This is a genomic window from Ruegeria atlantica (genome assembly GCF_947495585.1).
GTDB classification, from domain to species: Bacteria; Pseudomonadota; Alphaproteobacteria; order Rhodobacterales; family Rhodobacteraceae; genus Ruegeria; species Ruegeria atlantica_G.
Window position 1 is genome coordinate 112,703 of record NZ_CANLZK010000007.1, and the last position, 25,405, is coordinate 138,107.

Annotated in this window: 33 protein-coding genes; 12 read left to right on the top strand and 21 right to left on the bottom strand. The window is 57.7% G+C overall.

Annotated elements, in window-relative coordinates:
- Positions 1-3: 3 nt before the first annotated feature.
- From nusA to pip, 6 genes are all read right to left on the bottom strand, one after another.
- Positions 4-1,611 carry a transcription termination factor NusA gene (nusA, locus tag QMP16_RS13595; protein WP_282152819.1) on the bottom strand — a complete coding sequence of 536 codons (1,608 nt, stop codon included), beginning with the start codon at positions 1,609-1,611 and terminating at the stop codon, positions 4-6.
- Entirely contained in the window at positions 1,611-2,201 is a 591-nt protein-coding gene (gene rimP, locus QMP16_RS13600) for a ribosome maturation factor RimP (protein ID WP_058272983.1), read from the bottom strand. The genes nusA and rimP overlap by 1 nt, the downstream gene beginning before the upstream one ends.
- Positions 2,202-2,365: 164 nt before the next feature.
- Entirely contained in the window at positions 2,366-2,536 is a 171-nt protein-coding gene (locus QMP16_RS13605; RefSeq protein WP_282152820.1) for a hypothetical protein, read from the bottom strand.
- 9 nt (positions 2,537-2,545) lie between these two features.
- Positions 2,546-3,424, bottom strand: a complete 879-nt coding sequence (locus QMP16_RS13610) for a hypothetical protein (RefSeq protein WP_282152821.1) — start codon at positions 3,422-3,424, stop codon at positions 2,546-2,548.
- Positions 3,425-3,556: 132 nt separating this feature from the next.
- Entirely contained in the window at positions 3,557-4,378 is an 822-nt protein-coding gene (locus tag QMP16_RS13615; RefSeq protein WP_282152822.1) for an ABC transporter substrate-binding protein, read from the bottom strand.
- Positions 4,375-5,352: a prolyl aminopeptidase gene (gene pip / locus QMP16_RS13620; protein ID WP_282152823.1), complete on the bottom strand. Its 978-nt coding sequence runs from the start codon at positions 5,350-5,352 to the stop codon at positions 4,375-4,377. The genes QMP16_RS13615 and pip overlap by 4 nt, the downstream gene beginning before the upstream one ends.
- 48 nt (positions 5,353-5,400) lie before the next feature.
- On the opposite strand from pip, the gene ubiG reads away from it, so the two are divergent.
- Positions 5,401-6,147 carry a bifunctional 2-polyprenyl-6-hydroxyphenol methylase/3-demethylubiquinol 3-O-methyltransferase UbiG gene (gene ubiG / locus QMP16_RS13625; protein ID WP_282152824.1) on the top strand — a complete coding sequence of 249 codons (747 nt, stop codon included), beginning with the start codon at positions 5,401-5,403 and terminating at the stop codon, positions 6,145-6,147.
- 43 nt (positions 6,148-6,190) lie between these two features.
- Here the strand turns inward: ubiG and QMP16_RS13630 are convergent, their stop codons facing one another.
- From QMP16_RS13630 to QMP16_RS13650, 5 genes are all read right to left on the bottom strand, one after another.
- Positions 6,191-6,805: an imm11 family protein gene (locus tag QMP16_RS13630; protein ID WP_282152825.1), complete on the bottom strand. Its 615-nt coding sequence runs from the start codon at positions 6,803-6,805 to the stop codon at positions 6,191-6,193.
- Between the two features lie 89 nt (positions 6,806-6,894).
- On the bottom strand, positions 6,895-7,335 hold the full coding sequence (locus QMP16_RS13635) for a MarR family winged helix-turn-helix transcriptional regulator (RefSeq protein ID WP_282152826.1): 441 nt from the start codon (positions 7,333-7,335) through the stop codon (positions 6,895-6,897).
- A gap of 14 nt (positions 7,336-7,349) precedes the next feature.
- Positions 7,350-8,180, bottom strand: coding sequence for a carbon-nitrogen hydrolase family protein (locus QMP16_RS13640; protein WP_282152827.1), 831 nt, complete (start codon positions 8,178-8,180; stop codon positions 7,350-7,352).
- Positions 8,180-8,437: a glutaredoxin 3 gene (grxC, locus tag QMP16_RS13645; RefSeq protein WP_108861637.1), complete on the bottom strand. Its 258-nt coding sequence runs from the start codon at positions 8,435-8,437 to the stop codon at positions 8,180-8,182. Before grxC ends, QMP16_RS13640 begins: the two co-directional genes overlap by 1 nt.
- Before the next feature lie 37 nt (positions 8,438-8,474).
- Positions 8,475-9,203 carry a ComF family protein gene (locus tag QMP16_RS13650; RefSeq protein WP_282152828.1) on the bottom strand — a complete coding sequence of 243 codons (729 nt, stop codon included), beginning with the start codon at positions 9,201-9,203 and terminating at the stop codon, positions 8,475-8,477.
- A 16-nt stretch (positions 9,204-9,219) separates the two neighbouring features.
- On the opposite strand from QMP16_RS13650, the gene QMP16_RS13655 reads away from it, so the two are divergent.
- Positions 9,220-10,050, top strand: coding sequence for a methyltransferase domain-containing protein (locus QMP16_RS13655; RefSeq protein ID WP_282152829.1), 831 nt, complete (start codon positions 9,220-9,222; stop codon positions 10,048-10,050).
- Positions 10,051-10,107: 57 nt separating this feature from the next.
- Positions 10,108-11,157 (top strand): ferrochelatase, encoded by a 1,050-nt coding sequence (hemH, locus tag QMP16_RS13660; protein WP_282152830.1) that lies wholly within the window; start codon positions 10,108-10,110, stop codon positions 11,155-11,157.
- Between the two features lie 76 nt (positions 11,158-11,233).
- Here the strand turns inward: hemH and QMP16_RS13665 are convergent, their stop codons facing one another.
- Together QMP16_RS13665 and QMP16_RS13670 are read right to left on the bottom strand one after the other, a co-directional pair.
- Positions 11,234-11,416, bottom strand: coding sequence for a hypothetical protein (locus QMP16_RS13665; protein WP_010442520.1), 183 nt, complete (start codon positions 11,414-11,416; stop codon positions 11,234-11,236).
- Between the two features lie 140 nt (positions 11,417-11,556).
- On the bottom strand, positions 11,557-12,156 hold the full coding sequence (locus tag QMP16_RS13670; protein ID WP_109311276.1) for a L,D-transpeptidase: 600 nt from the start codon (positions 12,154-12,156) through the stop codon (positions 11,557-11,559).
- A gap of 169 nt (positions 12,157-12,325) precedes the next feature.
- Here QMP16_RS13670 and QMP16_RS13675 point away from each other — a divergent pair, with 169 nt between their 5' ends.
- Entirely contained in the window at positions 12,326-12,841 is a 516-nt protein-coding gene (locus QMP16_RS13675; protein ID WP_282120905.1) for a CAP domain-containing protein, read from the top strand.
- A gap of 62 nt (positions 12,842-12,903) precedes the next feature.
- Here the strand turns inward: QMP16_RS13675 and QMP16_RS13680 are convergent, their stop codons facing one another.
- The 7 genes from QMP16_RS13680 to QMP16_RS13710 all read right to left on the bottom strand — a co-directional run bounded on the left by QMP16_RS13680 (position 12,904) and on the right by QMP16_RS13710 (position 17,687).
- Positions 12,904-13,368 (bottom strand): PTS sugar transporter subunit IIA, encoded by a 465-nt coding sequence (locus QMP16_RS13680; protein ID WP_058273066.1) that lies wholly within the window; start codon positions 13,366-13,368, stop codon positions 12,904-12,906.
- Positions 13,369-13,428: 60 nt separating this feature from the next.
- Entirely contained in the window at positions 13,429-13,992 is a 564-nt protein-coding gene (gene hpf / locus QMP16_RS13685; RefSeq protein ID WP_058273067.1) for a ribosome hibernation-promoting factor, HPF/YfiA family, read from the bottom strand.
- Between the two features lie 253 nt (positions 13,993-14,245).
- Complete coding sequence (lptB, locus tag QMP16_RS13690) at positions 14,246-15,004, bottom strand: LPS export ABC transporter ATP-binding protein (protein WP_058272996.1); 759 nt, start codon at positions 15,002-15,004, stop codon at positions 14,246-14,248.
- Positions 15,004-15,495 carry an LptA/OstA family protein gene (locus QMP16_RS13695; protein WP_058272997.1) on the bottom strand — a complete coding sequence of 164 codons (492 nt, stop codon included), beginning with the start codon at positions 15,493-15,495 and terminating at the stop codon, positions 15,004-15,006. Before QMP16_RS13695 ends, lptB begins: the two co-directional genes overlap by 1 nt.
- A gap of 3 nt (positions 15,496-15,498) precedes the next feature.
- Complete coding sequence (gene lptC, locus QMP16_RS13700; protein WP_282152831.1) at positions 15,499-16,098, bottom strand: LPS export ABC transporter periplasmic protein LptC; 600 nt, start codon at positions 16,096-16,098, stop codon at positions 15,499-15,501.
- Between the two features lie 15 nt (positions 16,099-16,113).
- A complete protein-coding gene (locus tag QMP16_RS13705) occupies positions 16,114-17,076 on the bottom strand; it encodes a KpsF/GutQ family sugar-phosphate isomerase (RefSeq protein WP_282152832.1) in 963 nt (320 codons plus the stop codon).
- Positions 17,073-17,687, bottom strand: coding sequence for a ribonuclease D (locus tag QMP16_RS13710; protein ID WP_282152833.1), 615 nt, complete (start codon positions 17,685-17,687; stop codon positions 17,073-17,075). Before QMP16_RS13710 ends, QMP16_RS13705 begins: the two co-directional genes overlap by 4 nt.
- Before the next feature lie 134 nt (positions 17,688-17,821).
- Here QMP16_RS13710 and QMP16_RS13715 point away from each other — a divergent pair, with 134 nt between their 5' ends.
- The 8 genes from QMP16_RS13715 to QMP16_RS13750 all read left to right on the top strand — a co-directional run bounded on the left by QMP16_RS13715 (position 17,822) and on the right by QMP16_RS13750 (position 24,840).
- Positions 17,822-18,085 (top strand): metal-sensing transcriptional repressor, encoded by a 264-nt coding sequence (locus QMP16_RS13715; RefSeq protein WP_282152834.1) that lies wholly within the window; start codon positions 17,822-17,824, stop codon positions 18,083-18,085.
- 3 nt (positions 18,086-18,088) lie between these two features.
- Positions 18,089-19,321: an MFS transporter gene (locus QMP16_RS13720; RefSeq protein ID WP_282152835.1), complete on the top strand. Its 1,233-nt coding sequence runs from the start codon at positions 18,089-18,091 to the stop codon at positions 19,319-19,321.
- Positions 19,322-19,355: 34 nt separating this feature from the next.
- On the top strand, positions 19,356-19,784 hold the full coding sequence (locus QMP16_RS13725; RefSeq protein WP_058273002.1) for an Lrp/AsnC family transcriptional regulator: 429 nt from the start codon (positions 19,356-19,358) through the stop codon (positions 19,782-19,784).
- A 73-nt stretch (positions 19,785-19,857) separates the two neighbouring features.
- Positions 19,858-20,547 carry a lytic transglycosylase domain-containing protein gene (locus tag QMP16_RS13730; protein ID WP_432653407.1) on the top strand — a complete coding sequence of 230 codons (690 nt, stop codon included), beginning with the start codon at positions 19,858-19,860 and terminating at the stop codon, positions 20,545-20,547.
- A 9-nt stretch (positions 20,548-20,556) separates the two neighbouring features.
- Positions 20,557-22,644, top strand: coding sequence for a flagellar biosynthesis protein FlhA (flhA, locus tag QMP16_RS13735; RefSeq protein WP_282152836.1), 2,088 nt, complete (start codon positions 20,557-20,559; stop codon positions 22,642-22,644).
- The gene (locus QMP16_RS13740) at positions 22,641-23,414 is read left to right on the top strand and encodes a flagellar biosynthetic protein FliR (protein ID WP_282152837.1); all 774 of its coding nucleotides are present in this window, start codon (positions 22,641-22,643) and stop codon (positions 23,412-23,414) included. Before flhA ends, QMP16_RS13740 begins: the two co-directional genes overlap by 4 nt.
- Positions 23,411-24,496, top strand: a complete 1,086-nt coding sequence (flhB, locus tag QMP16_RS13745; RefSeq protein ID WP_282152838.1) for a flagellar type III secretion system protein FlhB — start codon at positions 23,411-23,413, stop codon at positions 24,494-24,496. The genes QMP16_RS13740 and flhB overlap by 4 nt, the downstream gene beginning before the upstream one ends.
- Positions 24,496-24,840 (top strand): hypothetical protein, encoded by a 345-nt coding sequence (locus QMP16_RS13750; protein WP_282152839.1) that lies wholly within the window; start codon positions 24,496-24,498, stop codon positions 24,838-24,840. Before flhB ends, QMP16_RS13750 begins: the two co-directional genes overlap by 1 nt.
- Before the next feature lie 37 nt (positions 24,841-24,877).
- Here QMP16_RS13750 and QMP16_RS13755 read toward each other — a convergent pair whose 3' ends face one another.
- Positions 24,878-25,405, bottom strand: coding sequence for a flagellar basal body-associated protein FliL (locus tag QMP16_RS13755; RefSeq protein ID WP_282152840.1), 528 nt, complete (start codon positions 25,403-25,405; stop codon positions 24,878-24,880).

The following is a 25,405-nucleotide window of genomic DNA, read 5'->3' on the forward strand; positions in this document are numbered from 1 at the left end:
AGATCAGGCCTCGGCCTCCTCTTCGGTAACTTCTTCTTCGGCCTGCTCCAACTCAGCAGGATCGACCCAGCCCAGCATGATCCGAGCTGTCATGACCAGATCCTGCGCCTCTTCCAGCGTTACACCGAAAGGTTCCAGAACACCGTCATCTTTGATTCGCTGGCCGTCGACCGTGGTCCAACCACCGGCCAGTTCCCAGTCAGCGCAGGTGGCGAAGTCTTCCAGATTCTTCACATCGTCCTTGGCCAGCGCTTCAACCATCTGGGGTGTCAGGCCTTCGAATTCAATAAGACTGTCTTCGGCACCCAACGCGCGGGCGCTTTCCAAAGCTGCCTTTGCCTTTGCTTCCAGATATTCGCGCGCCCGTGTTTGCAACTCTTGCGCGGTGCCTTCGTCAACGCCGTCGATCACCAGCAGTTCTTCGATTTCCACATAGGCTACCTCTTCGAGGTTGGTGAAGCCTTCGGACACCAGCAACTGGGCAAAGAACTCATCCAGATCCAGGCTGTCCATGAACAGCTGGGTGCGGGCTTCGAATTCTTTCTGACGACGCGCCGATTCTTCGGCCTCGGTCATGATGTCGATATCCAGATTGGTAAGCTGGCTGGCCAGACGCACGTTCTGACCGCGGCGACCGATGGCCAGCGAAAGCTGTTCCTCGGGAACCACAACCTCGATTTTGCCGGCTTCTTCGTCCAGAACCACCTTGGAAACCTCAGCAGGCTGCAGCGCATTCACCAGGAAGGTCGGTTGATCTTCGTTCCACGGAATAATGTCGATTTTTTCGCCCTGCAGCTCGTTCACAACGGCCTGCACGCGGCTTCCGCGCATACCAACGCAAGCACCAACGGGATCAATCGAACCGTCATAGGAAATCACGGCGATCTTGGCGCGCGAACCGGGGTCACGGGCCACGGCCTTGACCTCGATAATGCCGTCATAGATTTCCGGCACTTCCATCTTGAACAGCTCGGCCATGAATTCCGGCGCGGTGCGCGACAGGAAGATCTGGTGGCCACGAACTTCGCGGCGCACTTCCTTGATATAGGCACGCACACGGTCATTCGGACGATAGCTTTCGCGACCGATCTTGTCATTGCGGCGCAGAACGGCCTCGGCACCGCCCAGATCGACGATGACGTTGCCAAATTCTTCGCGCTTGACCGCACCGTTGATGATGGTGCCTGCCCGATCCTTGAAATCTTCGTACTGACGGTCGCGCTCGGCTTCGCGAACCTTCTGCAGAATCACCTGCTTTGCGGATTGTGCCGCGATACGGCCCATTTCAACCGGCGGCACTTCTTCAACGAAGACATCACCAACCGAAGGCGTTTCCATATACTGTTTGGCCTGCTCGACGGTCATCTCGGCCTGATAGTTTTCCAGCTCTTCATCCTCGACCACGGTGCGTACGCGGGTGAATGTCGCTTTGCCGGTCTTGCGATCGATGGAAACGCGGATGTCCATTTCGGCGCCGTAACGGCTCTTGGCAGCGCGGGCGAGCGATTCTTCCATCGCTTCGACAACCAGACCGGGGTCGATCATCTTTTCGCGGGCCACGGCCTCGGCGGTCTGCAGCAGCTCCAGCTGGTTGGCTGAGGTGATTGCCATCAGTTCGTCTCCTCTTCGGACCCTTCGGTCTCAATCTCGTCGAAAGCGTTTTCGTTCAGGGCACCGGCGTCTTTGCGCTGGCGCAGCATTTCCTTGATCAGGTCGTCGGTCAGGACCAGCTTGGCATCGCTTAGCCAGTCGAATTGCAGACCGATGGTGATCGTCTCGTCCCCCTCGGTGAGATTGATCAGGACCTCATCTCCTTCGATCCCGGCCAGCTCACCCTTGAAACGGCGGCGCCCGTCGATCAGTTCGGCGGTTTCGATCTTGGCCTCATATCCTTCGAACGCCTCAAAATCCTTGAGACGGGTCAGGGGGCGGTCGATGCCGGGGCTGGACACTTCCAGCGCATAGGCGTCAAGGATCGGATCCTCAACATCCAACGTGGCGCTGACCGCGTTCGAAATCTCGGCGCAATCATCCACTTCGATACCGCCATCAGGCTTGTCAGCCATGATCTGCAGCGTGGTTTGTTTGCCGCTCATCAGGCGGATACGCACAAGTTCATACCCCAGATCCTCGATCACGGGGGTGATGATCTCGGCCAGTCGCCGGTCGATGGCTGCTTTGGCTATCAGGTCATTTGTCATCTGGTACTCTACCCTGTCAGTCGGGCACAAAAAAACGGGCGCGCGGCCCGTCGATCTTTTCCGGTGGAGCCCCGGACCGAAGCCCGACACGCCGCTGTTAACGGCCATATAGCCAAGCGACTGCAAGATTGCAAGCCCAAGCGCCAGGATGGGCAATCACAATATCAGTCTGACAAAATCCACTCGCCATTTTCACACAGGTAAGGACCAACGCGGTCCCCGTCTTCGTAGACCTCGCCGTCAAACAGGCATTGACGTCCCTGGGCATGTGCCACGCCTGACAGAGCGACGGACACAAATGCTATAGTGGCAGCCAGAACAGCAAGTTTTTTCATTGAAAGCTCCTATTCCGCCGAAGATGCAAAAAGCGCAGGCTGCGTGTTGCGCGGGTAGATAATCACCGACAGAGTGCCCCTGCCCTGAAACCGCTCGGCATCCGCCATCCGCGGCGGGAAGAGTTGATCAAAGGCCACCCGGTTCAGCCCCAGCTTCATTTCCGAACCCGACAGAAACTCGAACGGTGTCCGCGCGGCGCAAGAATGAAAAACAGGATTTTGCCGAACCGTGAACTGACGCATGATATTGGATGACCCGCCGGTCGGCTTGATCAAGACGGTGATCCCCGGTTTCAAAAAACTGTCGGGGCAGGTGTACACCATCGGTTTTTCGTTACCATTTGTGTAATGCAACAACACACCCTCGGCCGTTACCTCGTGCTTGAAGGGGCTGAACACGGTCTCTTGCTGAATGAAGTTGGTGTAGAGCGTGGCAAATAGCTGACTGTCATCATGCGGTTCGGACTTTATGCCCTCGTACAGATCAGCGATGGCCTGCCACATCCGTGAATCCGCCCCACGCAGCGTTCCGGGCAGCGAAAACGGACCTTCCAGATCATACAGAACGTCGCGTAGGCCGGCCGACAGGGGATCGTCTTTTTCCAGTCCTCTAATCTCGTGAACCAGATCCGAATCGTTCAGAGCATAATATCCGTGCGACTTCAGCGTGCGGGTCAAAGCCCGCATATCGGACAGTTTCCGCGCTGTCGTCTCTGCACTATCTTCCGGGGTCGCCTCTACGGCCTCAAAACCCTTGTCCAGCAACTGAGTCAGCGACTGCCCTTCGCGAGCATCCAGCTCTATCGTCCCGTTTTTGCTGACTTTTACGGTAACGTCTTTACCTGATTTCAGGGCAAACACCGCAACAACCGCCAATGCTACGGACAAAATGGAAATTGATATATTCTTTAAGCCTTAAACCCTCATGGGAATTCTCCCATTTTCGAAACAATTAAGCTAATACAGCGCGTACAATAGCAAAATTTTGCACAAAGTAGAAGTCAGGCGAATTTTCAGCGCTTAGATCAACCACCAACGCTCGGCAATGCGGCCATCATCCAGAGGGCGATCCGTTCCGATCTGACGGGGCATGCCGACATGCCCTGCAACAGCCAGCGCCATATCGGATTCGCTTGGGAAAAAGCGCAATCCGCGGTGCGGGCTGAACCCGCCGCCCTGTGGCAGCGCTGCGATATCCACAAAGCCGTCCCGCAGCGCCTCGGTCCGCACACGCGCATCGGGTATGACGATAATCTCCAGGGTTTCGGCCCAGCCGGCCGATCCGTCCTTGTAATGACCCGCCACACGACGCCCAAGGAAATGACGATCATCCTCCGCCCGTTCAACTCGGTAGCATCCGGTGCCGTTCGCCGCCTGCAAGGGCGTGACACCTTGCCCGTTGCGCGTAATAACGAACCTGCTGTCGGCCAAAAGGAAGGGTAGACCCGGGTTGGCCTGAGCCAACTCCAGACGCACGCGATTATCTGACAAGGCGTCGACCTGCCCGACATCGCCCAGAACCGCCATCACATCCCTTACATCAAGGACTGCGCCATCGTGAAAACGAGCGTTCTCGCGCAGATCAAAGCTCCAGATGCGGGCTTGGGAATCAGTTTGCCAACCGGTCGCAAGCTCTCCGCGCAGGGTGCCGTCGGGTGCAATCTCGGTCAGGGTGTCGAACACGGCCCCACGGGCAACCTGCTCCAAACTGTCATCGCGGGGCACGGCAAGGCGCAGCGTACCACCCACTTTGGGCGTATCGGCCAAAGACGCACCGGTCGCCGCAAGCAGAGCGGCAGCAGCACCGGAAGCAAACAGAGCACGACGGTCGATGCGGGTCATACTGCGCCCTCCGCCACGCGGTCCATGATGCGAACCAATTCCGCGCTAATTCCGGGTTCGGACAGCGCGTGCCCGGCCTGACGCACCATCTTCAGCTCGGCATTGGGCCACAGCTGGGCAAGGTTCCACGCGGCCTGAGGCGGACAGATCATGTCATACCGCCCCTGCACGATATGGCCGGGAATATGTGCGATTCTGTCCATCTGGTCCAGAATCTGCCCGTCGCGTTCAAGAAACGCGCGGTTGATGAAATAGTGATTCTCAAGCCGCGCAAAGGCGCGCGCGTATTCGCCGGGGCTTTCCCCGGTTGCGCCATGTGAATGGATTGAGGCCAGCGCATTTTCCCAACTGGACCAGGCCCGGGCATACAGGATCTCGGTCGCGCGATCCCCCGAGAACAGGCGCTTGTTAAATGCGCCTATGGTGTCACTCAGCTCATTGTCGGACAGAAGAGCGGTGAACTTCGCCCATTGCTCCGGCCAGAACTTGCCCGCGCCGCCGCCGTAAAACCAATCCAACTCGGCCTGCGTCGCCAGGAACACACCGCGCAGTACCAGGCGATTGACCCGATCCGGGTGGGACTGCGCATAGACCAGCGCAAGCGTCGCCCCCCAGCTGCCGCCAAAGACGATCCAGTCGTCGATATCCAGCAGGGTTCGCAGACGTTCGATATCGTCCACCAGATGCCAAGTGGTGTTGTCTGTGACCGACGCGTGGGGCCGCGACCGTCCGCATCCGCGCTGATCAAACAGAATCACCCGAAAGACGTCCGGATCAAAATAGCGCCGCATCGCGGGGCTGCAGCCACCGCCCGGGCCTCCGTGCAGAATCACCACCGGAATGCCGTTGGGATTGCCGCATTGTTCCATATAGATACGGTGTCCGTCGCCCACATCAACCATGCGCTGATCGAAAGGATCGATCGGCGGGTACAGATATTGAACTGCGCGCTTTTGGTCCGGGTACTTGTCCATTATGGCCCTATATAGTCCTTAAGCGTAAAAGAGCATACGGAGACAGGAATGCAAGCGCATCCGAACACGGTTGACCCTTCCGAGATCGCAAAATTCGAAGCGATGGCCGCAGAATGGTGGGACCCGCATGGAAAATTCAAACCACTGCACATGCTCAACCCCTGTCGGCTGGATTATATCACACAGCAGATCGCGGGCGAATTCGATCGCGATTTGAAGTCGCCAAAGCCCTTCGAGGGCCTGCGTTTGCTGGATATCGGCTGCGGCGGCGGCTTGCTCAGCGAACCGATGGCGCGGCTGGGGGCCGAAGTCGTTGGTGCCGATGCTGCAGAAGGCAACCTGCCTGTCGCGCGCATCCATGCCGAGCAATCCGGTTTGGACATCGACTACCGCCACACCACAGCCGAGGACATGGCCGCTGCGGGTGAACAATTCGACGTGGTGCTGAACATGGAGGTGGTCGAGCACGTCGCCGACCCCCTTGGCTTTCTGACCGCGTCGCAGCAGTTATTGAAACCGGGTGGCCTGCTGATCTGCTCCACCATCAACCGCAACCCGAAGTCCTATGCTATGGCGATCTTCGGGGCCGAGGTCGTGATGCGCTGGTTGCCGCGCGGCACGCACGAGTGGAACAAGTTCATCACCCCCGATGAGCTGTTCGACTTGCTGCGCCAAGCCGGGCTAGAGCCGGTGGACCGGAAGGGGTTTGTCTTCAACCCGATCCTTTGGAGCTGGTCGATCTCGGACCGGGATCTGAGCGTGAATTATGTGACGGCGAGTGTGAAACCGGGGTGAGCGTAGGATGTGGTGTGAGTCCAAGCACCCCTGCTACGACAGCTCAAAAAAAGCGACATTCCTGCGCGTTAAAGCCAGTTACTCCAGCGGATTTGAACGCGGCATACAACTCGTCTGAAGCGATCAAAAAGTTACGAAGACGCTTTTCCGTCCAAAGATGGCGACCTTGTACAACGCTCTTACGCCACGTCATGCGAGGTGGTCGAACCTTAGGTAACAAAACTTTGCGTTCTACTACACTCCCATCGTCAAGTTTGCGCTTTTTGATACGCAAAGATACATCCGATTCCTCCACGACAAGCGCACCATCAAGAACGTTTTCCTTCCCGATTTGAAATCGAAAGTAGGACCTGTCGGCCAACTGATTGCCGCTTCTAGTGACAATCGTCTCATAGAACTGATGCACGGATGGCTCCAGTTCCTCGATTAACCGACGCGCGGTCTCACCCACATAAATGTCGTTATACAGATAGCTGGCGAATTCTGGCAAAGGCTCAGGAGCTTTGATAATATCAAGCCGGAATGGGACCAAATCCGGCGGTATATCGGCGACAAAACCCGATACACCGTGAGAATCGATGGGATTGTGACCGTTGGAGTATCCCCCGTCTAAATCCAAACGAATATTCCCGGATTTAACATCCAATATCCAAGGCATCACTTAGCTTCCTGCTCGCTGGTCGTTAGCCAGAATTTTCAATTTTCTGCGTAGGTCAGCTGACCAGTGATCAGCTCAAGAAGTAGCCCCTACTCCCCCTCCAGCTGCAACCGCAAATCCCGCAATACGGGCAACGTGCTGCGCACGCGTTCCAGTCCCAGCTCTCCGACCACGCGGTTGATCAGCGGCGCGATCGACGCAATCGCCTGATCCCGTGCCCTGCGACCGGCGGGGCTGATCGCGACCATCTTTCGGCGGGCATCGTCCCAGTCGGGGCGGATGTGGATGTACCCGGCCCATTCCAGCTTGGCCAAGGTGTTGGTCATCGCGCCACGAGTGACGTGGAATGTGTCTGCCAGCTGCGCCGGGCTACGCTCGTTCCCGACAAAGACCAGATGGTTGAGCACCGAGAAATGCGAAATCTCCATGCCCTTAGGCAGCACCCGGCTAAGCCGATTACGCAACAGCTGGTCGGCGGTCAGGATTTCGCTGAACAGCGTGACCGCAAGGGCATTGTGTCCGTCAGTCATGGTCCGGTTCTGGATCAGGGTCCGTCAAAGCGACGGACGTGAGTCAACGAGGGCACGCGACGGCGCGCCTCAGACACAGAACTATCATGCATATCGAAAATGTGAATGCCCGGATCGGTCCCTGCGTCGATGACAACCTCGCCCCACGGGGCGACAACCATGCTGTGGCCATAGGTATAGCGCGTCTTGCCGCGGGTTTTAGGGTGTTCGCCAGTTTGTGCGGGGGCCAGAACCCAACAGCCGGTCTCAATCGCCCGGGCGCGCAGCAACGATTCCCAATGGGCCGCGCCTGTGACCGGCGAAAACGCGGCCGGAACCGTCAGGATTCGCGCCCCCGTTTGCGCCAACGCAGCGTAGAGCGCCGGAAACCGGACGTCATAGCAGACGGTCATGCCAACCTTGCCAAATTCGGTGTCGGCAATCACCGCCTTGTCGCCGGGGCGGTAATTTTTGGATTCGCGGAAGGTCTCGGTTTCGGTGACCTGCACGTCGAACATGTGTATCTTGTCGTAACGCGCCACGATCTGCCCCTGCGGGTCGATCATGAAGGACCGGTTGGCAAACCGACCGTCTGCATCATGGGTTTTGATCGCCAAAGACCCGATCAGCAGCCAGACACCCAGCGCAGCGGCCTTTTCCCGCAGGCCGGCCAGCGATTGGTCATCTTCTTCGTGCTGCAAGACTTCGCGCTGCCGCGTGGTGCTGGTGGACACGCAATTCGTCACCTCGGGCGTCAGGATGAACCGCGCCCCTTGTTCCGCAGCCTCGGCCATCATGGCGCGCACCCTGTCCAGATTTTCCGCCGGATCATCCGACGAGGTGATTTGCAGCAGCGCGGTCTTCATCAGGCTGCGAGCAGGCGATCCAGCTTGCCCTGACGCTCCAACTCATACAGTTCGTCACAGCCGCCCACGTGCTGCGCACCGATAAAGATCTGTGGCACGGTTCGTTTGCCACCGGCGCGCTGGATCATCTCGGGCTTGCGCTTGGGGTGCATAAGCACGTCGACTTCCTTGAATTCGACGCCTTTCTGTTTCAGCAAGCGTTTGGCCGCGTGACAAAAGCCGCAGAGCGGCGAGGTGTAGATTTCTACCGGTTTCATATTCCGTACCTTCGCGTTTCGCATAATCTTGGGCGAATTAGGCATCCTTGGCAACGCGCGCTAGGGTCAACACGGAAATATGATTTGCTCCGGATGCAAGGCAGACACGCGCGCAAGCCGCCAGTGTTGCGCCGGACGTCATCACATCGTCCACTAGCAGGATATCGCGGCCCCGCAAGCGGTCTTGCCGCTTTGGATGGGCGATGATCGCGCTTTTAAGGACTTCAGCCCGCTCTGCCGCTGTTTTGCCATCCAGAACAGGCGTCTTTCGGCGGCGAAGTAAAAGGTCCGGGCACACCTCAAGCCCTGCCTCTTTCCCAAGGTGCTGCGCCAGTAGGGCGGACTGGTTGTACCGGCGTTTCAACAACCGGGACCAGTGTAAAGGAACCGGCGCAAGCAGCATCCCCTCGCGGAATATCTCTTGCCCGGCCCGCGCCAGCCAGCGTGCGGCAGGGCGCGCCAGTTCGGGCCTGTCACCATGTTTCAAGGCCAGCACCAGCGACCGCGCTTTGCCATCGTACAAAAGGGCCGAACGCCCATCTTGCCAGGGGCGCGGCGCAACCAAGCAATCGTCGCACTCAATCCGGTGACCGTCTGAAACCCCCGGTAACGGCACCCCGCAGCTTTCGCAAACAACTCCACCGATAAAGAGCGTCTCGCGCCAGCAGGGCCCACACAGCCCGAAATCCGATTCGGTCAGTTCCCCGCATCCCAGACAGCGCGGCGGATAGATCAGCGCGACAGCGGTTTGAATCCGGTGCCACATGCGATAATTGCGCCCTATGAAACTGCCTGAGTCCAATACACCCTCTTTGTTTGATCGCCAGGTCCTTACCCGGCACCGCGCCCGCGCGAAGGATGAGGCCCTGTTCCTGCATCGTGCCGCTGTGGACGAAGTGCAGGATCGGCTCTCCATGGTTAACAAAACCTTTACGGCCCCGGCGATCGTGACGCCATTTGCGCATATCTGGCAGGACATGCTGCCCGGGACGCGGATCGTTGCGGATGATGAGGTTCTGGATCTGACCCCCGGTGCGCATGATTTGGTCATCCACGCCATGGCGCTGCATTGGGCCAATGATCCTGTTGGGCAACTGATCCAATGTCGCCGTGCTCTGCGCCCCGACGGGTTGCTATTGGTCGTGTGTCTGGGCGGAGAAACCCTGCACGAATTGCGCGCCGCATTGGGACAGGCCGAAATCGAAGTGACCGGAGGCCTCAGCCCCCGTATCGTCCCGATGGCCGAGCTGCGCGATCTTGGCGGGTTGCTGCAACGGGCGGGGTTTGCGCTGCCGGTCGCCGACACCGCGCGCCTGAAGGCGGAATACCGCGACATGCAGCACCTGATGCATGACCTGCGCGCCATGGGTGAGACCAACAGCCTGTCCGGGCGCATGAAACAACCCACCAAGCGACAGGTTTTTACGCGTGCGCAGCAGGTCTATGCCGACAACTTCTCAACGCCCGGGGGGCGGTTGGCCGCCACCTATGAATTGATCTGCCTGACCGGCTGGTCTCCCGATGACAGCCAACAGAAACCATTGCGCCCCGGATCAGCCAAAGCCCGGCTTGCGGATGCGCTGGGCACAAAAGAAGGTAAACTGTCCAATTGACGACCGGGCTTTTCCGGTTATCTCAGGCCAGTACAGAGAAATCTCAGGAAGCATCAGATGTTTGACGCCACTCGCCCCGATCACGCCGCCGCAGACCATCCAAAGGTCAAAATGGGCCGCGTCGGCATTCTGCTGGCCAATCTCGGTACGCCGGATGACTACAGCTATTGGCCGATGCGCCGGTATCTTAATGAGTTTTTGTCGGACCAGCGCGTAATCGACTATCCCAAGTGGAAGTGGCAGCCGATTCTGCAAGGCATCATCCTGTCCAAGCGCCCGTTCAGCTCGGGTGAGGCCTACAAGTCGATCTGGAACCACGACAAGGGCGAAAGCCCGCTTATGACGATCACCAAGGACCAGACAGCCAAGTTGCGAGACGCAATGCAGGAACGTTATGGCGATCAGGTGATGGTCGATTTCTGCATGCGCTATGGTAACCCTTCGACCAAATCCAAAGTGCGTGAGATGGTTGCTGCAGGCTGCGACCGCATCCTATTCTTCCCGCTCTACCCGCAATATGCTGGCGCGACGACTGCAACAGCCAATGATCAGTTCTTCCGCGCGCTGATGAACGAAGCCTGGCAACCTGCGTCTCGCACCGTTCCAGCCTACTTCGACGAGCCTGCTTATATCGACGCTTTGGCCGGTTCAGTGGAAAAAGCCTATTCCGCGCTGGAGACCAATCCGGATGTCCTGGTCTGTTCCTATCACGGCATGCCAGAGCGCTATTTGCAGCAGGGCGACCCGTATCATTGCCAATGCGCGAAAACGAGCCGATTGCTGAAGGAACGGCTGGGCTGGTCGGACGATCAGCTGGTCTCAACCTTCCAATCGCGATTCGGTCCCGAGGAATGGCTGAAACCCTATACCGTGGATCATGTGGCTGATCTGGCGCGGCAGGGAAAAAAGAACATTGCCGTGATAGCGCCCGCGTTTTCCGCCGATTGCATCGAAACGCTGGAAGAGATCAACGAAGAGATCAAGGAAAGCTTTGAAGAGGCCGGCGGTCAGACCTTTACCTATATCCCCTGCCTCAATGACGATGATTCGCACATTGGCGCACTGGGCAAGGTAATCGAAGACAATCTGAAGGGCTGGCTCGACTGACCGTTTCCCATCATCAAGAAATGAAAAAAGGCGGTGGATCGCTCCACCGCCTTTTCTCTAGATTTAGCTCGTCAAATTAGCTTGCTGCAACAGCTGCGGCAACTACGACCAGCAGGATCAGCGGCAGGATGATACCCTGCGACGAACCCTGAGTTTCCTCTACAACAACCGGTGCTTCAACAACCGGCTCTTCCAGGTTACCGGCATAAGCGGTCGAAGCAGCAGCAGTCAATGCAGCGGCGAGAACGAGTTTTTTCATATTAACCTCCAGAGTTTGCACGGCTCCATCAATCGGATCCGCACACCTAAGACTTACCTCGTGGTTTTTTTCTAATCAGCTATATGACTGGAATGCAATTGCAACTTGAGCCACAAGCGGGTTCGTGCGCGAAAATGTCGTCAAATAAGCAACACTTGCGTGCCGACCTTCGCCATCGAGAACAGCTCAGCGATATCTTCGTTGAACAGGCCGATGCATCCGTTCGACGACCGGCGACCAATTTTGCGCGTGTCATGCGTTCCGTGAATCCGGTAGTATTTCCAACTCAGGTATAAAGCATGTGTTCCCAATGGGTTATCAGGGCCCGGCGGAATATGATCCGGCCATTCGGGATTTCGTTTCTTCATAGAAGGTGTCGGTGACCAACTGGGACCCTCAACTTTGCGGATGACGCTGGTGCGGCCCCGACGGGTCAATTCTTCGGTCAGCGGAACGGATGAGGGGTAGAGTTTGTAAACAGATTGATCATCTGACCAATAATGCAGCGCTCGGGACACCGTATCGACCAGAATGGCCCCATTTCTCGTATTCGAGAAATAAGGCTGCCAATCCAGGGCGCGGAACCCCGAGACATTGCGACGCACGTCTGGCTCGGCCTCGGGTGCTGGCCGCAGTGGGTCACCTGGAATGTACTGGGCAATCGCCGGCGATGCCAGCAGGGCCGAAGCACCGGCCAAAAATCCTCGGCGGCTAGATGAATGAATGGGTTTCTTGACCATAGTGACCGGTCCTTTGCGAAAGATGTCCTGAAATTTTGACGTATTTTATTGCCAGAATGCGTCAATCGCAAATCAAACCGGCAGAAACATGCAAGAATCAGCCATTGCAGGTTTGCCCAAGGCTGCATGGCGCGCTATGCCGTATATCGACACAATAATCAGGTCGATCATGACGCGTATTATCACATTACTGTTTCTTTGCTTTGTTGCGCTGGCTGCATGTACCCCAAGCAGCACCCCAACTTACGGATCAGATGGCCGTCCACTGCCGTCGGTTTATAAGATTCGCGGCAACCCCGAAAAGCTCCAGTTCCGTATGCTGGATTCGGTAAATGCCTTGCGCCAGGCTCAGGGTTTGCAGGCGGTGCAGCTGAACTCGCAGCTAAACGCTGCGGCCGCGACTCACTCCAAGGACATGGCGCGTCAAAACCGCCCCTGGCACTTTGGTTCGGACGGATCGTCGCCCATAGATCGCGCGCAGCGCGTTGGGTATTACGGGACTTTCCTGGGTGAGGCGATCTCGGAAACCTATGAGACCGAAACCGAAACCTTGGCCGCCTGGATGCAGGAACCTGGCCCCCGAGCCGTGATCATGGACCCGAAAGCCTCACAAATGGGCTTTTCGTGGCATCAGGAAGGTGGCGGGAAAATCTGGTGGACGCTGGAAATGGGAGCAGGCGGGTAACCAAAAGCCGCCTCGAAGAAAAAAGCCCCCAACTTTCGGGGGCTTTTTTTATTTCTGCAAAGTTAGGCGGCCTGCATGGACTGCGCTTCGGTCAGAATCGCGTAAAGCTTGACCGGATCAGGGTTGGCCCGCAGCTTTGTGCAAACAGACGTGTCGCGCAGTGTACGCGACACCAGCGCAAGCGCCTTGAGGTGATCGACACCCGCCTCTTCCGGCGCAAACAGTGCAAATGCGATGTCCACTGGCTGCCGGTCGACCGATCCAAAATCAATCGGTTTTTCGAGCATTACAAACACACCCGAGACACTGTCCAGATCTGTCAGCCGAGCGTGCGGCAAGGCGACACCGTGTCCAACCCCGGTCGGCCCCAGACTTTCGCGCTCCAGCAGGCAATCGACGACAGTTTGCGCATCCAGGTGCAAAGTCCCGGCAGCAACATCGCCAATTTCCTGAAACAACCGCTTCTTACTAGAAGCGGCGGACAACACACGTACTGCTTCGGGCTTTAATATGCTCGAAAGCTCCATCATCACGCTCCACGGCGGGGCCCCTGCAATTGCAGGGGCGTGCCTTGCTAGTCTTGCCTGTTACGGATCAATCCAGCCGATGTTACCGTCCTCGCGACGGTACACGACATTCAATCCGTCCTTGTTTTCGTTTCGGAACACAAGCACCGGCGCACCGGCAAGCTCCATCTGCATGACCGCCTCTCCAACACTCAGCGATGGGATCTTGGTTTCCATCTCAGCCACGATCATGGGCTGCAGAGTATCGGGCTCGTCAGCCGTCTCCGATTCGTCAGAGGCGAGGATATAAGACGACGCTCCGAAGAGTTCAACAGGCTCGGACCGATCCTTGTGGTGGTCTTTCAGCCTGCGCTTATAACGGCGCAGCTGCGTTTCCATCTTGTCGCAGCATCCCTCAAACGCCGCGTAAATCTCGGTTGCGTGTGCCTTGGCCTGAGCGGTCAGACCAGTGGAAAGATGCACTGTGGTTTCGCATACATATTCATGCGCTGAACGGGAAAAGACGACGTTGGCATCTGTAGGACGTTGGGCATATTTGCCCACGACCTCGCCCAGTTCGGTCTGCACATGAGTCTGCAGGGCCGCACCGATGTCGATCTGTTTTCCGCTGATTTGGTAACGCATGTGATCTCCTTCACAATTCACACCCATTTCTGACGTCACGTAATGCGACGCGCTTGTTTTTATCGGGTGGGGGACATCGGCAAATCCTGCGGTAACCGCACCGGCCCCCCTTCCAGGAAGGGGCGTCGTGATCCAGTCGGGAACCGAAGAAATGCCATAGTCCAATTGAGGCAAGAGACGGCGGGAGAGTCAATCAAAACAGGCGTGTATATACGTGATTTCCGCTATGCGCCCGGCGAAAATCTGCGCAAGCTCATGAAATACGGAAGTTTTCGCCCAGGTAAACCCGGCGCACGTTTTCATTTTCGACCACTTCATCGGGTGTGCCGGACATCAGGACTTGACCGTCATGCAGGATGTAGGCACGATCCACGATCTCTAGAGTTTCGCGCACGTTGTGATCGGTGATCAACACGCCGATTCCACGCTTTTTCAGGTCCGCAACCAGGTGGCGGATATCCCCGACGCTGATCGGGTCGACCCCCGCAAAGGGTTCATCCAACAACAGATATTTCGGATCTGCTGCCAAACAACGCGCGATCTCGACCCGGCGGCGTTCACCGCCCGACAGGGCCAGCGCGGGTGCGCGGCGCAGGTGTTCGATCGAGAAGTCGGACAACAGCTCTTCCAGCCGCTCTTTTCGGCGGTGGGCGTGGTTGACGGTGATATCCAGAACGGCGGCGATGTTGTCCTCGACACTCATGCCACGGAAAATCGACATCTCTTGCGGCAGATATCCGATCCCAAGACGTGCGCGGCGATACATAGGCAGCGTTGTGACAACCTGACCGTCAATCGTAACAGTGCCCGCCTCAGGAAACACAAGGCCTGCGACCGAATAGAATGTGGTGGTCTTGCCTGACCCGTTCGGACCCAGCAACGCCACGACCTCGGATCGGCCCAAGGTCATGGAAACGTCACGGATCACTGTCTTTTTTCGGTAAGACTTGCGAAGTTTTTCGATTTTCAGACCAGAGGCACCTTCGGCCACCGTCAGGTTTGGCTGAGCCATCAGTTGGCCCCCTGCTGCAGGATGGTCTTCACGTTGCCTGTCATCGTTGCTTTGCCGGTGGTCAGGTTGGCGTTCATCTGGTCGCCGCTGATCGTGCTTGGCCCCTGCAACAGCAGAACGTTGCCCTTCATGACGATCTCACCTGAATCGATGGTATATTCCGCCCAGTCGCCCTCGGCAGCATCCGGAGGGCTGACCAGAATCACATCCTCGGTCGCTTCCATCCGTTCGATGCCTGAACGGTCTTCGTTATAGATGACAAGCACGCGTTCCGCCGTCAGACGCATTTCGCCCTGAATGACGATCACGTTGCCCAGAAACTCGGCCGAGCCGTCTTCCTGATTTACGTTCAGCTTTTCCGAGGTCACCTCGACCGGCAGGCTTGGGTCGGCATTAGCCGAACCGAAAGCAACCTGAGTTTCCTGCGCTGTCGCAGATATCGCACCAGTTACCAGAGCAGCGCTTACAAGGGCTAATCGAAAATAGAACACAGGTTATCTTTCTGCTTTTTGAGGCTCATACACCAACTTTACGCCATCTGTAAAAATAATATGGACCGGTCCATCTTTTTTTTCAGTCCCAAATGTCATTCTGCCCGCAGTAAAATCACCAATAATACCGGTTCCGTCGACCTGACCGGGCGTGTCGCCCTCAATTTCGTCCAGCGCGGTGTTCAACAGATCGGTCGTGACGACGATGCCGTCCGTTGTTGTTATAACCACATCCCCGACAAAGGTAGCTGTATTCTTGTCCGGACGGATCATGCCAGTGTTGGAGTCCAAAGTGATCACGCCGCCATTCAGCAGGCCAAAGCGACCTCGAAACTCGGCCGCTGTTGGCGCTTCGCCCTCAGTACCCTGCGTTGCCCGACTTGCCTCGATCTGAACGTCCTCACCTTTACGGGTCGTTCCTTGGTAGTTGGGCTGCGTCACCACCTGATCCGCCAAACGTTCATCGATATCCTGCTGATTGAAGGGGACGGACACATTGGTTTCGATGCTGCGCGACAGCAGGAACACAGTCGACAGCATAGCAATGGCCACCAGAGGCAGCACCACCTTGAAGAACTGTACCCTGCGTGAGTGTCCATCCACCGCGCTACCCTCCGCCTAGCCCAATCCGACGCGCAGGCAGTCGTGGATATGCAACAGCCCCTCGGCCGGCCCCTGTGTCTCGGGGTCGACCACGAACAGCGAAGTGATCTTGCGATCGTTCATGATCGCCACCGCCTCTTCCGCCATTGCGTTCGGGGAAATGGTCAACGGATTGGTGGTCATGACCTCTTTGGTGGTCTTGTCCAGAAGACCGTCCATGTTTCGGCGCAAGTCGCCGTCAGTCACAATGCCAATCAGGCGGCCGGTCTCATCCGTCACACCGACAACGCCAAAGCTTTTCTGGCTCATGACCAGCAGCGCCTCGCTCATGGGGGTGCCCTCAGACACAACTGGCAGATCGGCGTGCATCAAATCCCGCACGGTTGAAAGCTGCGCCCCCAGCTTGCCGCCAGGGTGGAAGGCGCGGAAGTCCTCGGGCTTGAAATCACGGTATTTCATCAACGCAATGGCCAGGGCGTCGCCCATCGCCAACGTCAACGTGGTTGAAATCGAGGGCACCATGCCAAAACCGCAAGCTTCGCCCAGCGACGGGATCAGCAAATGCACATCCGCCTGCGTCATTAGCGTGCTTTCCGGCTTGCTGGACAATCCAATCAAGGGAATGCCAAAGCGGCGGGTAAAGGCCAGCAGATTGACCAGTTCCGGCGCTTCGCCCGAGTTTGAGATGGCCAGAACCACGTCGCCTTTCGACACCATGCCCAGATCGCCATGGCTGGCCTCGGCCGGGTGCACGAAATAGGCGGGCGTACCGGTGCTGGCCAGCGTGGCGGCAATCTTGTGGCCGATGTGACCAGATTTGCCGATACCGCTGATGATGATGCGGCCCGGAGCCTGCAGGATCATCTGCACGGCTTCGGCAAAATCTTCATTCAGGCTTTCGGCCAGCACGTCCAGCGCGCGGGCCTCGTCGGTGATGACCTGACGTGCGGTTCTCAGGAATGCTTCGGTATCGGTCATGAGTGCGCAAAAATATCCGTTTCGGGCCAACCGGCGAGGTCCAGTTTCGCACGCATCGGCAGGAAGTCAAAACAGGCCTGCGCCATTTCGGTGCGGCCTTCGCGGGCCAGGCGCTCGTCCAACGCCTCGCGCAGCTGATGCAGGTAGAGTACGTCCGAAGCCGCATAATCCAGCTGCGCGTTGGTCAGGGTCTCAGCCCCCCAGTCGCTCATTTGCTGCTGTTTTGAGATATCGACGCCGATCAGCTCCTGACACAGGTTCTTCAGCCCGTGTCGATCCGTATAGGTGCGCACCAACCGACTGGCGATCTTGGTGCAATAAACCGGTGCGGCCAGCGCGCCAAACGCGTGATACATCGCAGCGATGTCGAAACGTCCAAAGTGGAACAGCTTTAGCACGTCGGGGTTTTCCAGCATCGCACACAGGTTCGGGGCCTCGGTCTGCCCCTTTTCGACCTGGACGATGTGGCTGTTTCCGTCGCCGCCTGACATCTGGATCACGCACAACCGGTCCCGATGCGGGTTCAGACCCATGGTCTCGCAGTCAATGGCCACAACAGGGCCCATATCCAACCCGTCCGGCAGGTCGTTTTTGTAAAGATGGTTTGCCACGGGGCTTGTCCTTTGTCCGGTATCGTCCCCGAGATAGGAGGTTTGGTCCCCAAACTCAACGCCATCCATAACGGTGCGGCAGGGACCCGTAGATTACGTTGGCCATATCCCCATGGGGAGGATAGGGTTATTGCATGGCACAGCACAAACACGAATCGCACCCGCAGATCCACGCGCGTCTGAAACGGGCACACGGGCATCTGGCCCGGGTAATATCCATGCTCGAAGATCAAGAGCCCTGCACCAACATCGCACAGCAACTTTTTGCGGTTGAAAAGGCGATTACCAACGCCAAGCGGGCTTTGATCCACGATCATATTGATCACTGCCTATCACCAACGACCGCAACCAAAAACCCGGACGTGGAAGATTTCAAAACCATCACAAAGTACCTCTGACCGATGCTGAGCGTCCTGAAGAACCGCGTCTATCGGCATTTACTGGCGGCTCAGGTGGTTGCGTTGATGGGAACCGGGCTGGCGACGGTTGCCTTGGGGTTGCTCGCCTTTGATCTGGCCGGTGACGCGGCGGGTATGGTTCTGGGAACCGCCCTGACCATCAAGATGGTGGCCTACGTGGTTGTCGCCCCGCTCGCCGCTGCGTTTGCGGAACGGCTGGACCGACGCAAAATGTTGGTGGTGCTAGATCTGGTGCGTGCCGCCGTCGCGCTTTGCCTGCCGTTCGTAACCGAGATATGGCAGATCTATGTGTTGATCTTCCTGCTGCAATCGGCATCTGCCGGTTTCACTCCTGCCTTTCAGGCAACGATCCCGGATGTTCTGACAGATGAGCAGGACTATACCAAAGCTCTGTCGCTGTCTCGGCTGGCCTATGACCTCGAAAGTCTGCTCAGTCCCGCTCTGGCTGCAGCGCTGTTGTTGAACATTAGCTTTGACAGCCTGTTCTGGGGCACAAGCTTTGGGTTCGTTGCCTCGGCAATACTTGTCGTGTCGGTCGCCCTGCCTTCGCCCCAACCGACGAAACGGAGGGGGGTTTACGACCGGACAACCCGGGGCATTCGCCTATACCTTGGCACGACACGGTTGCGCGGTTTGCTGGCGCTGACGTGGACGGCCGCGTCACTCAGCGCGATGGTCATCGTCAACACTGTCGTCATCGTGCGCGCCGATCTTGGACTGTCGGAAAGTGCTGTGGCCGTTGCATTGGCCGGGTATGGCGGCGGCTCGATGGCGGCGGCCTTCATACTGCCGTCTCTTCTGAACAACTACGAGGATCGCAGCGTTATGCTGGCTGGTGCAGCATTCGGGACACTCACGATGGCCGTTGCAGCGGGGTTGTTCGCCTCGACCCAGATGACTTTGTGGGGGCTCGCGGTGTTATGGGCGGGTGCTGGTTTTGGCTATTCAGCCACTCTGACGCCGTCCGGCCGCCTGCTGACACGCACGGCCCGCCCGGAAGACCGACCAGCAGTTTTCGCCGCGCAGTTCACCCTGTCCCATGCCTGCTGGCTGGTACTGTACCCGCTGGCCGGGTGGCTGATGACCAACAGAGGAACCGAACAGACATTGATCTGGATGACCATGGCGGCCCTTTTGGGGCTTGGTGTTGCGCTTCTGATCTGGCCGCGCTCCAAGCAGAAAATCACGTCGGACGAACACGCTGACAAACCTTGAGCATCCCAAGGTATTTGCACTACACCTTGGCCCTATGGATCAGCTTGACCGCCGCATCATCACAGCCCTGCAGCACAACGCCCGCGAATCTACGACCAAGATCGCGGCGAAACTGGGTGTGGCCCGGACCACCGTGCACGAACGCATCCAACGGATGGAAGAACGCGGCGTGATTGCCGGGTATTCGGTGGTTCTGAGCGCCCCTGAAGACGCCCCGCGCGTTCAGGTCGTTGTCTTGCTTGAGGTTCAGCAAAAAGAGACCAAACGTATTATCAAGCGGCTGGAAACTTATCCCGAGGTCAAACTTTGCCTGTCGATCAATGGGGAATTCGACCTGCTGCTGTCCGCCGAAGCCCCCAGAATCGAGGATCTGGACATACTGGTCGACGAATTGGCAAAGATCCCCGGGGTTTTGCGAACCAACACCAGTGTCGTGTTCGGCCGCCGGATCGACCGAAACTGAGTAGTCGATAACCCTCTGTAAACCCTGACACAGCTAGCTTGGCCCGGACTGATCAGAATCCCGGACCGGCAGAATGCCATATCGAACGATCTTAGGACTGACCCTGGTGACGCTGTTGGCTGCGCCGCAGGGTTTTGCCATGCCCAACACCCAAACGGCCCACACCTGCGACCAAGCCGCCCAGCGCGCCGCCCGGTCCGAAGGTGTGCCGCTGGATGTCATGCGCGCCATTGCCCGGGTTGAAACAGGCCGCACGGTTGACGGGGTACTGCAACCCTGGCCCTGGACGATCAATGTTGAAGGAAAGGGCATTTGGTTCACCTCAGAGTTCGAGGCAAAATCATATGTGTTCGACATCTTCAAAGCAGGCAAACGCAGCTTTGATATCGGGTGTTTCCAGATCAACTACCGCTGGCACGGCAAGGCGTTCCGCTCGATCGACGCCATGTTCGATCCCGATGAAAACGCCACATATGCCGCGCGGTTTCTGAAAGAGCTGTATACCGAGCTGGGCTCGTGGAACGCTGCCGCCGGGGCCTATCACTCGCGCACACCCGTTTTGGCAAACACCTACGTGACGCGTTTTCAAACCGTTCTGGCTCAGTTGGATCAGCAAACTCCAAACGCATTTGCGACGCGCGATCCGTTTACCGGGGCTGCCGATCCATTAATTCCACCTCGGGCAGAGCCTGCCAACACTGGCGCGATGGGATCGCTGGTGCCGGTGGCTGGTGCCGCGACGGCCTTTATCCAGTTCAACTAGGAGCTCTGTGTGCCCGAGATCGACGCCCGTTCGCTTTTCTCTCCGACCGTGCTGCTGGCGCTGGCGTTGATGACTGTCATCGTGATGATGATCCTGCCGATGCCCGCATGGGTACTGGATGTTGGCTTGTCCGCTTCATTTGCATTGGCGATTCTGATCTTCACTCTGACGTTGTTCATCGAACGCCCGCTGGATTTTTCGTCCTTCCCAACCATCCTGCTTGCCTCGCTGATGCTGCGGCTGTCGCTGAACGTGTCCTCGACCAAGCTGATCATCGGTCAGGGCCATACCGGCCCCAGTGCTGCCGGAGACGTGATCGAGGGGTTTGCGAATTTTGTTATGGGCGGCAGCATCTTTCTGGGCCTCGTCGTTTTTGGTGTGCTGCTGATCGTGAACTTTATGGTCATCACCAAGGGCGCGGCCCGCATGGCCGAGGTCGGCGCGCGGTTTGCTCTGGACGGAATGCCTGGCAAACAGCTGGCCATCGACAGCGACATGTCCGCCGGGGCCATTGATCATCAGCAAGCGAAAGAGCGCCGCGAGCGAGAACAGCAGGAAACCACGTTCTTCGGCTCACTCGACGGGGCCTCGAAATTCGTCAAGGGGGATGCGGTTGCGGGGCTGTTGATCACGCTTCTGAACCTTGTGATGGGCCTGATTATGGGCGTAATCGTGCAGGGAATGCCCATCTCTGCCGCGTTTGAGACCTATGCCATTCTGACTGTCGGCGACGGGTTGGTTTCGCAAATCCCCGCGGTGATCATCTCGATCGCCTCGGCGCTATTGCTGGCGCGGGGTGGTACTCAGGGTGCAACCGACAGCGCGATTTTTTCACAATTGGGTCGGCATCCGGCCGCTTTGGGCACAGTGGCCATGCTGATGGTCTTGTTTGCGCTGGTGCCCGGCCTGCCCTTTCTGCCCTTCATCCTCGGCGCGGGCGTTCTGGGGTATGCGGCATACTCGGTTCACCGCAAACAAAAGGCCGAAACAGACGCGGAACAGGCACCTTCATCCGAGGATGAAACCCCGGTTTCCCAAGCCATCGGGGACATTCTGGATCTGGATGATGTTCATCTGGAATTCGCCCCTGATCTTGTCAGCATGGTTCTCAACCACGGCACCGGGTTGGACGCACGAATTGCCAATATGCGCACATATGTCGCCTCGGGCTTTGGACTGATCCTGCCTGACATCCGCCTGACCGACCGGGCAGAACTTCCACTGGGAACCTATGTGATCAAGGTACAGGGGGTCGAGCAGGCGCGCGGTGTTCTCAACCCAGATCTGGTATTGGCGCTGGTGCAGGACGGCCATGACATGCTGCCCGAAGGCAATGATGTGACCGAACCTGTTTATGGCGCCCCGGCGCGCTGGATTCTACCAAAGGATCAGGAAGCCGCGGCGCTGAGCGGCGCGACCATCGTTTCTCCCCCCGAGATTTTGGCGACCCATCTGCTTGAGATCATCAAACAGAACTTCGCGCGGCTGCTGACTTTGAAATCCCTGCGCCGCCTGCTGTCCGAGATGACACGGCTTAGCGATCCGGTTCGGGCTGAAGCGAACCGCAAGCTGCTGGACGAGCTGATCCCGGACAAGGTGCCGATCGACACGTTACATTCTGTATTGCGACTGCTGCTGGAGGAAAAAGTCTCGATCCGTAACATGGCCCTGATCCTTGAAACTGTGGCTGAGGCGCGCCTGACGACGACCCAACCTGAAGGGATTTGCGAACTGGTCCGGCAGAGATTGGGTTTCCAGTTGGTTGCCGACATGAAGCGGGGAGACGGTTCCATTCCGCTGATCCAGCTTGCACCTGAATGGGAAGACACGTTTGCCTCGTACCAGATCGACGCGCCCAACGCTGGATTGGATGTCGCCCTGCCGCCGAACCTGTTCAACAAACTGGCAGATGGTGTCGTCGAAACCGTCTCGCAATCCGCCGATCACGGGGTGTTCCCGGCGGTCGTGACTTCCACCCGCCGACGTCGACTGCTGCGCACGATCGCGCAGGCGCGGGGGGTGTCGAATCCGGTCCTGTCCTTTGAGGAAATCGGGCTCGAGGCCAGACCCGCATTGGTCGGAACAGTACCCGCATGATCACCGTGCCTCCAGCGTTGCTGCCGGAACTGGCAGATGGTCTGTGGCATCTCTTTGCCGTCTTCCTGCGCGTGTCGGCGCTGGTTTCGCTATTACCCGCCTTCGGGGAACGCAGCATTCCAACCCGCGTCAAGCTGGGGATCGCCGCGGCATTTACACTGATCGTTACGCCAGCTGTTCCTGCGCCCGACCACGGGCAAGGGGTTTTGCCTTTGGTGCGAATGATTGGCACCGAAACACTTGTCGGATTGGCAATGGGCATTGGTTTGCGTTTGTTCGTGCTGGCCTTGCAAACTGCGGGGTCCATAGCGGCGCAATCGACATCGCTGTCACAGATTCTAGGCGGGGCCGCTGTCGATCCTGTTCCTGCAATGGGATATCTGTTGACACTCGCAGGTCTGACATTGGCGGTTCTGCTGGGCCTGCACATCCGCGTCGCGCAGTTCTTGATCCACAGTTACACGCTGTTTCCAATGGGCGTTGTTCCACTGGCACCGGACCTGTCGCAGTGGGGCGTGCAACATATCGCGCGCAGTTTTGGTCTGGCGTTCAGCCTGGCCATGCCCTTTGTTATCGCGTCGCTGATCTATAACCTTGCGCTCGGGGTCATAAACCGGGCGATGCCTCAGTTGATGGTGGCCTTTGTCGGCGCCCCCGCGATCACCTTCGCGGGTTTGTTTCTGCTGTTTGCGGGCACCCCTTTGATCTTGTCGGTGTGGTCCGATGCCCTGTTCGCCTTCATTGTGAACACACTTGAGGTTGCAAGATGAGCGGTCAGGACGACGACAGTGACAAGTCCTTTGAGGCGACACCGCAAAAGCTGCAGAAGGCGCGCGAAAAAGGGGAAATCGCCAAGTCCAACGATCTGAACGTCGTAGCGGCCTATGTCGGTTTGCTGATTGCCATATTTGCTGCGGGGCAATTCGCTGTGGACCGTATGGGCACATTGTTCGTCGTGTTGATTGATCAGGCTGATGATTTTGGCCAACTGCTGACAACAGGTTCGGCTTCCAGCCCCGTGGGGGGGATGCTTCAGGCGGCTGCTTGGTCTGTTCCGGTCCTATTTGGCCTGCCTGCTGCCGCCGTCCTGCTCAGCCTGATTTCGCAACGTGCGCTTGTTTTTGCGCCCACCAAACTGAAACCCAAGCTGTCGCGCATTTCGATACCGTCCAATGCGAAGAACAAATTTGGACGCAGCGGCTTGTTCGAATTTGCCAAGAGCTTTGCAAAACTGGTGATCTATTGCACATGCCTGGCGCTTTTTCTGCGCGCCAACCTCAGCGAGATTCTGTCTGCAAGCGCGACGCAAGCCCAGTCTTCAGTGATGTTTATGATGAATCTGCTAATTCGGTTCATGTTCATCGTCATTGCGGTGGCTCTGACCATCGGGGTGATCGATTATGTCTGGCAATACGCCGAACACATGCGCAAGAACCGGATGTCGCGCAAGGAAATCCAGGATGAGACCAAAGATGCCGAAGGCGACCCGCATGTAAAACAGCAGCGCCGCCAGCGCGCCCAGGACATCGCAACCAATCAGATGATGGCCGAGGTACCAAAAGCCGATGTTGTAATCGTCAACCCAACCCATTTTGCCGTCGCGCTGAAATGGTCCCGGACCGCCGGATCGGCACCGGTCTGCGTGGCAAAGGGCGTGGATTCCGTCGCAGCCGCCATTCGCGAGGCCGCCGGGCATGCCGGCGTCCCAATCCACCCGGATCCGCCAACGGCGCGTGCTCTGCATGCCACGGTCGAGATCGGGCAGCAGATCTCGGAAGAACATTACCGCCCCGTCGCCGCTGCGATCCGGTTTGCTGAGGCGATGCGCAAACGGGTGAAGGGGCAAATCTGATGCAACGCACACAGCTGCAGGATCTGGCCAAAGTGACCGAAGCCTCGTTTCAGCGAGAATACCAATCCCTGCGCCCGCTGCTGGAGGCCGAGGCACGGGTACAACAGCAATTGGCCCGACTTGACGCCCAAGTCCAACAAACCCGGCAAGAGACAGCGTCTGCAGAAGGCTACCGTGTTACCGGAACGGATGTTCTCTGGAACGGGTGGGAATCGGCGACACGCAGGCAGCTCAACATGCAACTTGCGCGGTTACGAGCACAAAAGCTGACGGCCCTTGCGAATCTGCGCGTCGCATTCGGGCGCAAGCAGGCGGTTTCAAATTTATGCAAAAAACCCCAGTAAGGACCTGCCCGTGATCCAACCAAGGCCCGCCGACCCGTCACGTATCCTGACGGTTCACACTCATGATCAGAACCTTTGAAACATCGTCCCCAAAATCCTTGCGCGCCTCATCCAGCAGTGCCTCGCGTAAGACCCCCAGGTTATCCGAGCGGGTGAAATTCCCGTCAAAACCACCGGTATTGGCGTGGTCGAACAGCACCTGTAAAAAGCGGTCACGAAGTTTGGGTTCCGAGGCATAGAACGGCTCGGCCATTCCAGGTGTGACCTCAAGGCTTAGCGACATGGTGACAAGTGCTGCAATCCGATCAGATTCCACGATCGGAACCACGAATTGCTTGGTCAGCTTCAGATACTCATAAGAACCCGAACCTTCCTTTTTGTCCGCTTTGCCGGACTTATTTGTCGTGGTATTCGGGTCTTTCTTCCTAGTCTTGTCTTGTTTTGACTCGACGTTCATATCTTTGGCAACGTCTGCCTTTTTGTCCGAAGGGGCCAGAAACACGCCTGCCGCGATGCCGCCACCCAAGCCGGCGAAAAGAAGGACGACCGGGATCAGTTTTTTCAT

Coding starts and splice junctions, on each gene's coding strand:
- nusA (WP_282152819.1), bottom strand. CDS start 1,611: ATGGCAATCACCTCAGCCAACCAGCTGGAGCTGCTGCAGACCGCCGAG.
- rimP (WP_058272983.1), bottom strand. CDS start 2,201: ATGACAAATGACCTGATAGCCAAAGCAGCCATCGACCGGCGACTGGCC.
- QMP16_RS13605 (WP_282152820.1), bottom strand. CDS start 2,536: ATGAAAAAACTTGCTGTTCTGGCTGCCACTATAGCATTTGTGTCCGTC.
- QMP16_RS13615 (WP_282152822.1), bottom strand. CDS start 4,378: ATGACCCGCATCGACCGTCGTGCTCTGTTTGCTTCCGGTGCTGCTGCC.
- pip (WP_282152823.1), bottom strand. CDS start 5,352: ATGGACAAGTACCCGGACCAAAAGCGCGCAGTTCAATATCTGTACCCG.
- ubiG (WP_282152824.1), top strand. CDS start 5,401: ATGCAAGCGCATCCGAACACGGTTGACCCTTCCGAGATCGCAAAATTC.
- QMP16_RS13630 (WP_282152825.1), bottom strand. CDS start 6,805: ATGCCTTGGATATTGGATGTTAAATCCGGGAATATTCGTTTGGATTTA.
- QMP16_RS13635 (WP_282152826.1), bottom strand. CDS start 7,335: ATGACTGACGGACACAATGCCCTTGCGGTCACGCTGTTCAGCGAAATC.
- QMP16_RS13640 (WP_282152827.1), bottom strand. CDS start 8,180: ATGAAGACCGCGCTGCTGCAAATCACCTCGTCGGATGATCCGGCGGAA.
- grxC (WP_108861637.1), bottom strand. CDS start 8,437: ATGAAACCGGTAGAAATCTACACCTCGCCGCTCTGCGGCTTTTGTCAC.
- QMP16_RS13650 (WP_282152828.1), bottom strand. CDS start 9,203: ATGTGGCACCGGATTCAAACCGCTGTCGCGCTGATCTATCCGCCGCGC.
- QMP16_RS13655 (WP_282152829.1), top strand. CDS start 9,220: ATGAAACTGCCTGAGTCCAATACACCCTCTTTGTTTGATCGCCAGGTC.
- hemH (WP_282152830.1), top strand. CDS start 10,108: ATGTTTGACGCCACTCGCCCCGATCACGCCGCCGCAGACCATCCAAAG.
- QMP16_RS13665 (WP_010442520.1), bottom strand. CDS start 11,416: ATGAAAAAACTCGTTCTCGCCGCTGCATTGACTGCTGCTGCTTCGACC.
- QMP16_RS13670 (WP_109311276.1), bottom strand. CDS start 12,156: ATGGTCAAGAAACCCATTCATTCATCTAGCCGCCGAGGATTTTTGGCC.
- QMP16_RS13675 (WP_282120905.1), top strand. CDS start 12,326: ATGACGCGTATTATCACATTACTGTTTCTTTGCTTTGTTGCGCTGGCT.
- QMP16_RS13680 (WP_058273066.1), bottom strand. CDS start 13,368: ATGGAGCTTTCGAGCATATTAAAGCCCGAAGCAGTACGTGTGTTGTCC.
- hpf (WP_058273067.1), bottom strand. CDS start 13,992: ATGCGTTACCAAATCAGCGGAAAACAGATCGACATCGGTGCGGCCCTG.
- lptB (WP_058272996.1), bottom strand. CDS start 15,004: ATGGCTCAGCCAAACCTGACGGTGGCCGAAGGTGCCTCTGGTCTGAAA.
- QMP16_RS13705 (WP_282152832.1), bottom strand. CDS start 17,076: ATGACCGATACCGAAGCATTCCTGAGAACCGCACGTCAGGTCATCACC.
- QMP16_RS13715 (WP_282152834.1), top strand. CDS start 17,822: ATGGCACAGCACAAACACGAATCGCACCCGCAGATCCACGCGCGTCTG.
- QMP16_RS13720 (WP_282152835.1), top strand. CDS start 18,089: ATGCTGAGCGTCCTGAAGAACCGCGTCTATCGGCATTTACTGGCGGCT.
- QMP16_RS13725 (WP_058273002.1), top strand. CDS start 19,356: ATGGATCAGCTTGACCGCCGCATCATCACAGCCCTGCAGCACAACGCC.
- QMP16_RS13730 (WP_432653407.1), top strand. CDS start 19,858: ATGCCATATCGAACGATCTTAGGACTGACCCTGGTGACGCTGTTGGCT.
- QMP16_RS13740 (WP_282152837.1), top strand. CDS start 22,641: ATGATCACCGTGCCTCCAGCGTTGCTGCCGGAACTGGCAGATGGTCTG.
- flhB (WP_282152838.1), top strand. CDS start 23,411: ATGAGCGGTCAGGACGACGACAGTGACAAGTCCTTTGAGGCGACACCG.
- QMP16_RS13750 (WP_282152839.1), top strand. CDS start 24,496: ATGCAACGCACACAGCTGCAGGATCTGGCCAAAGTGACCGAAGCCTCG.
- QMP16_RS13755 (WP_282152840.1), bottom strand. CDS start 25,405: ATGAAAAAACTGATCCCGGTCGTCCTTCTTTTCGCCGGCTTGGGTGGC.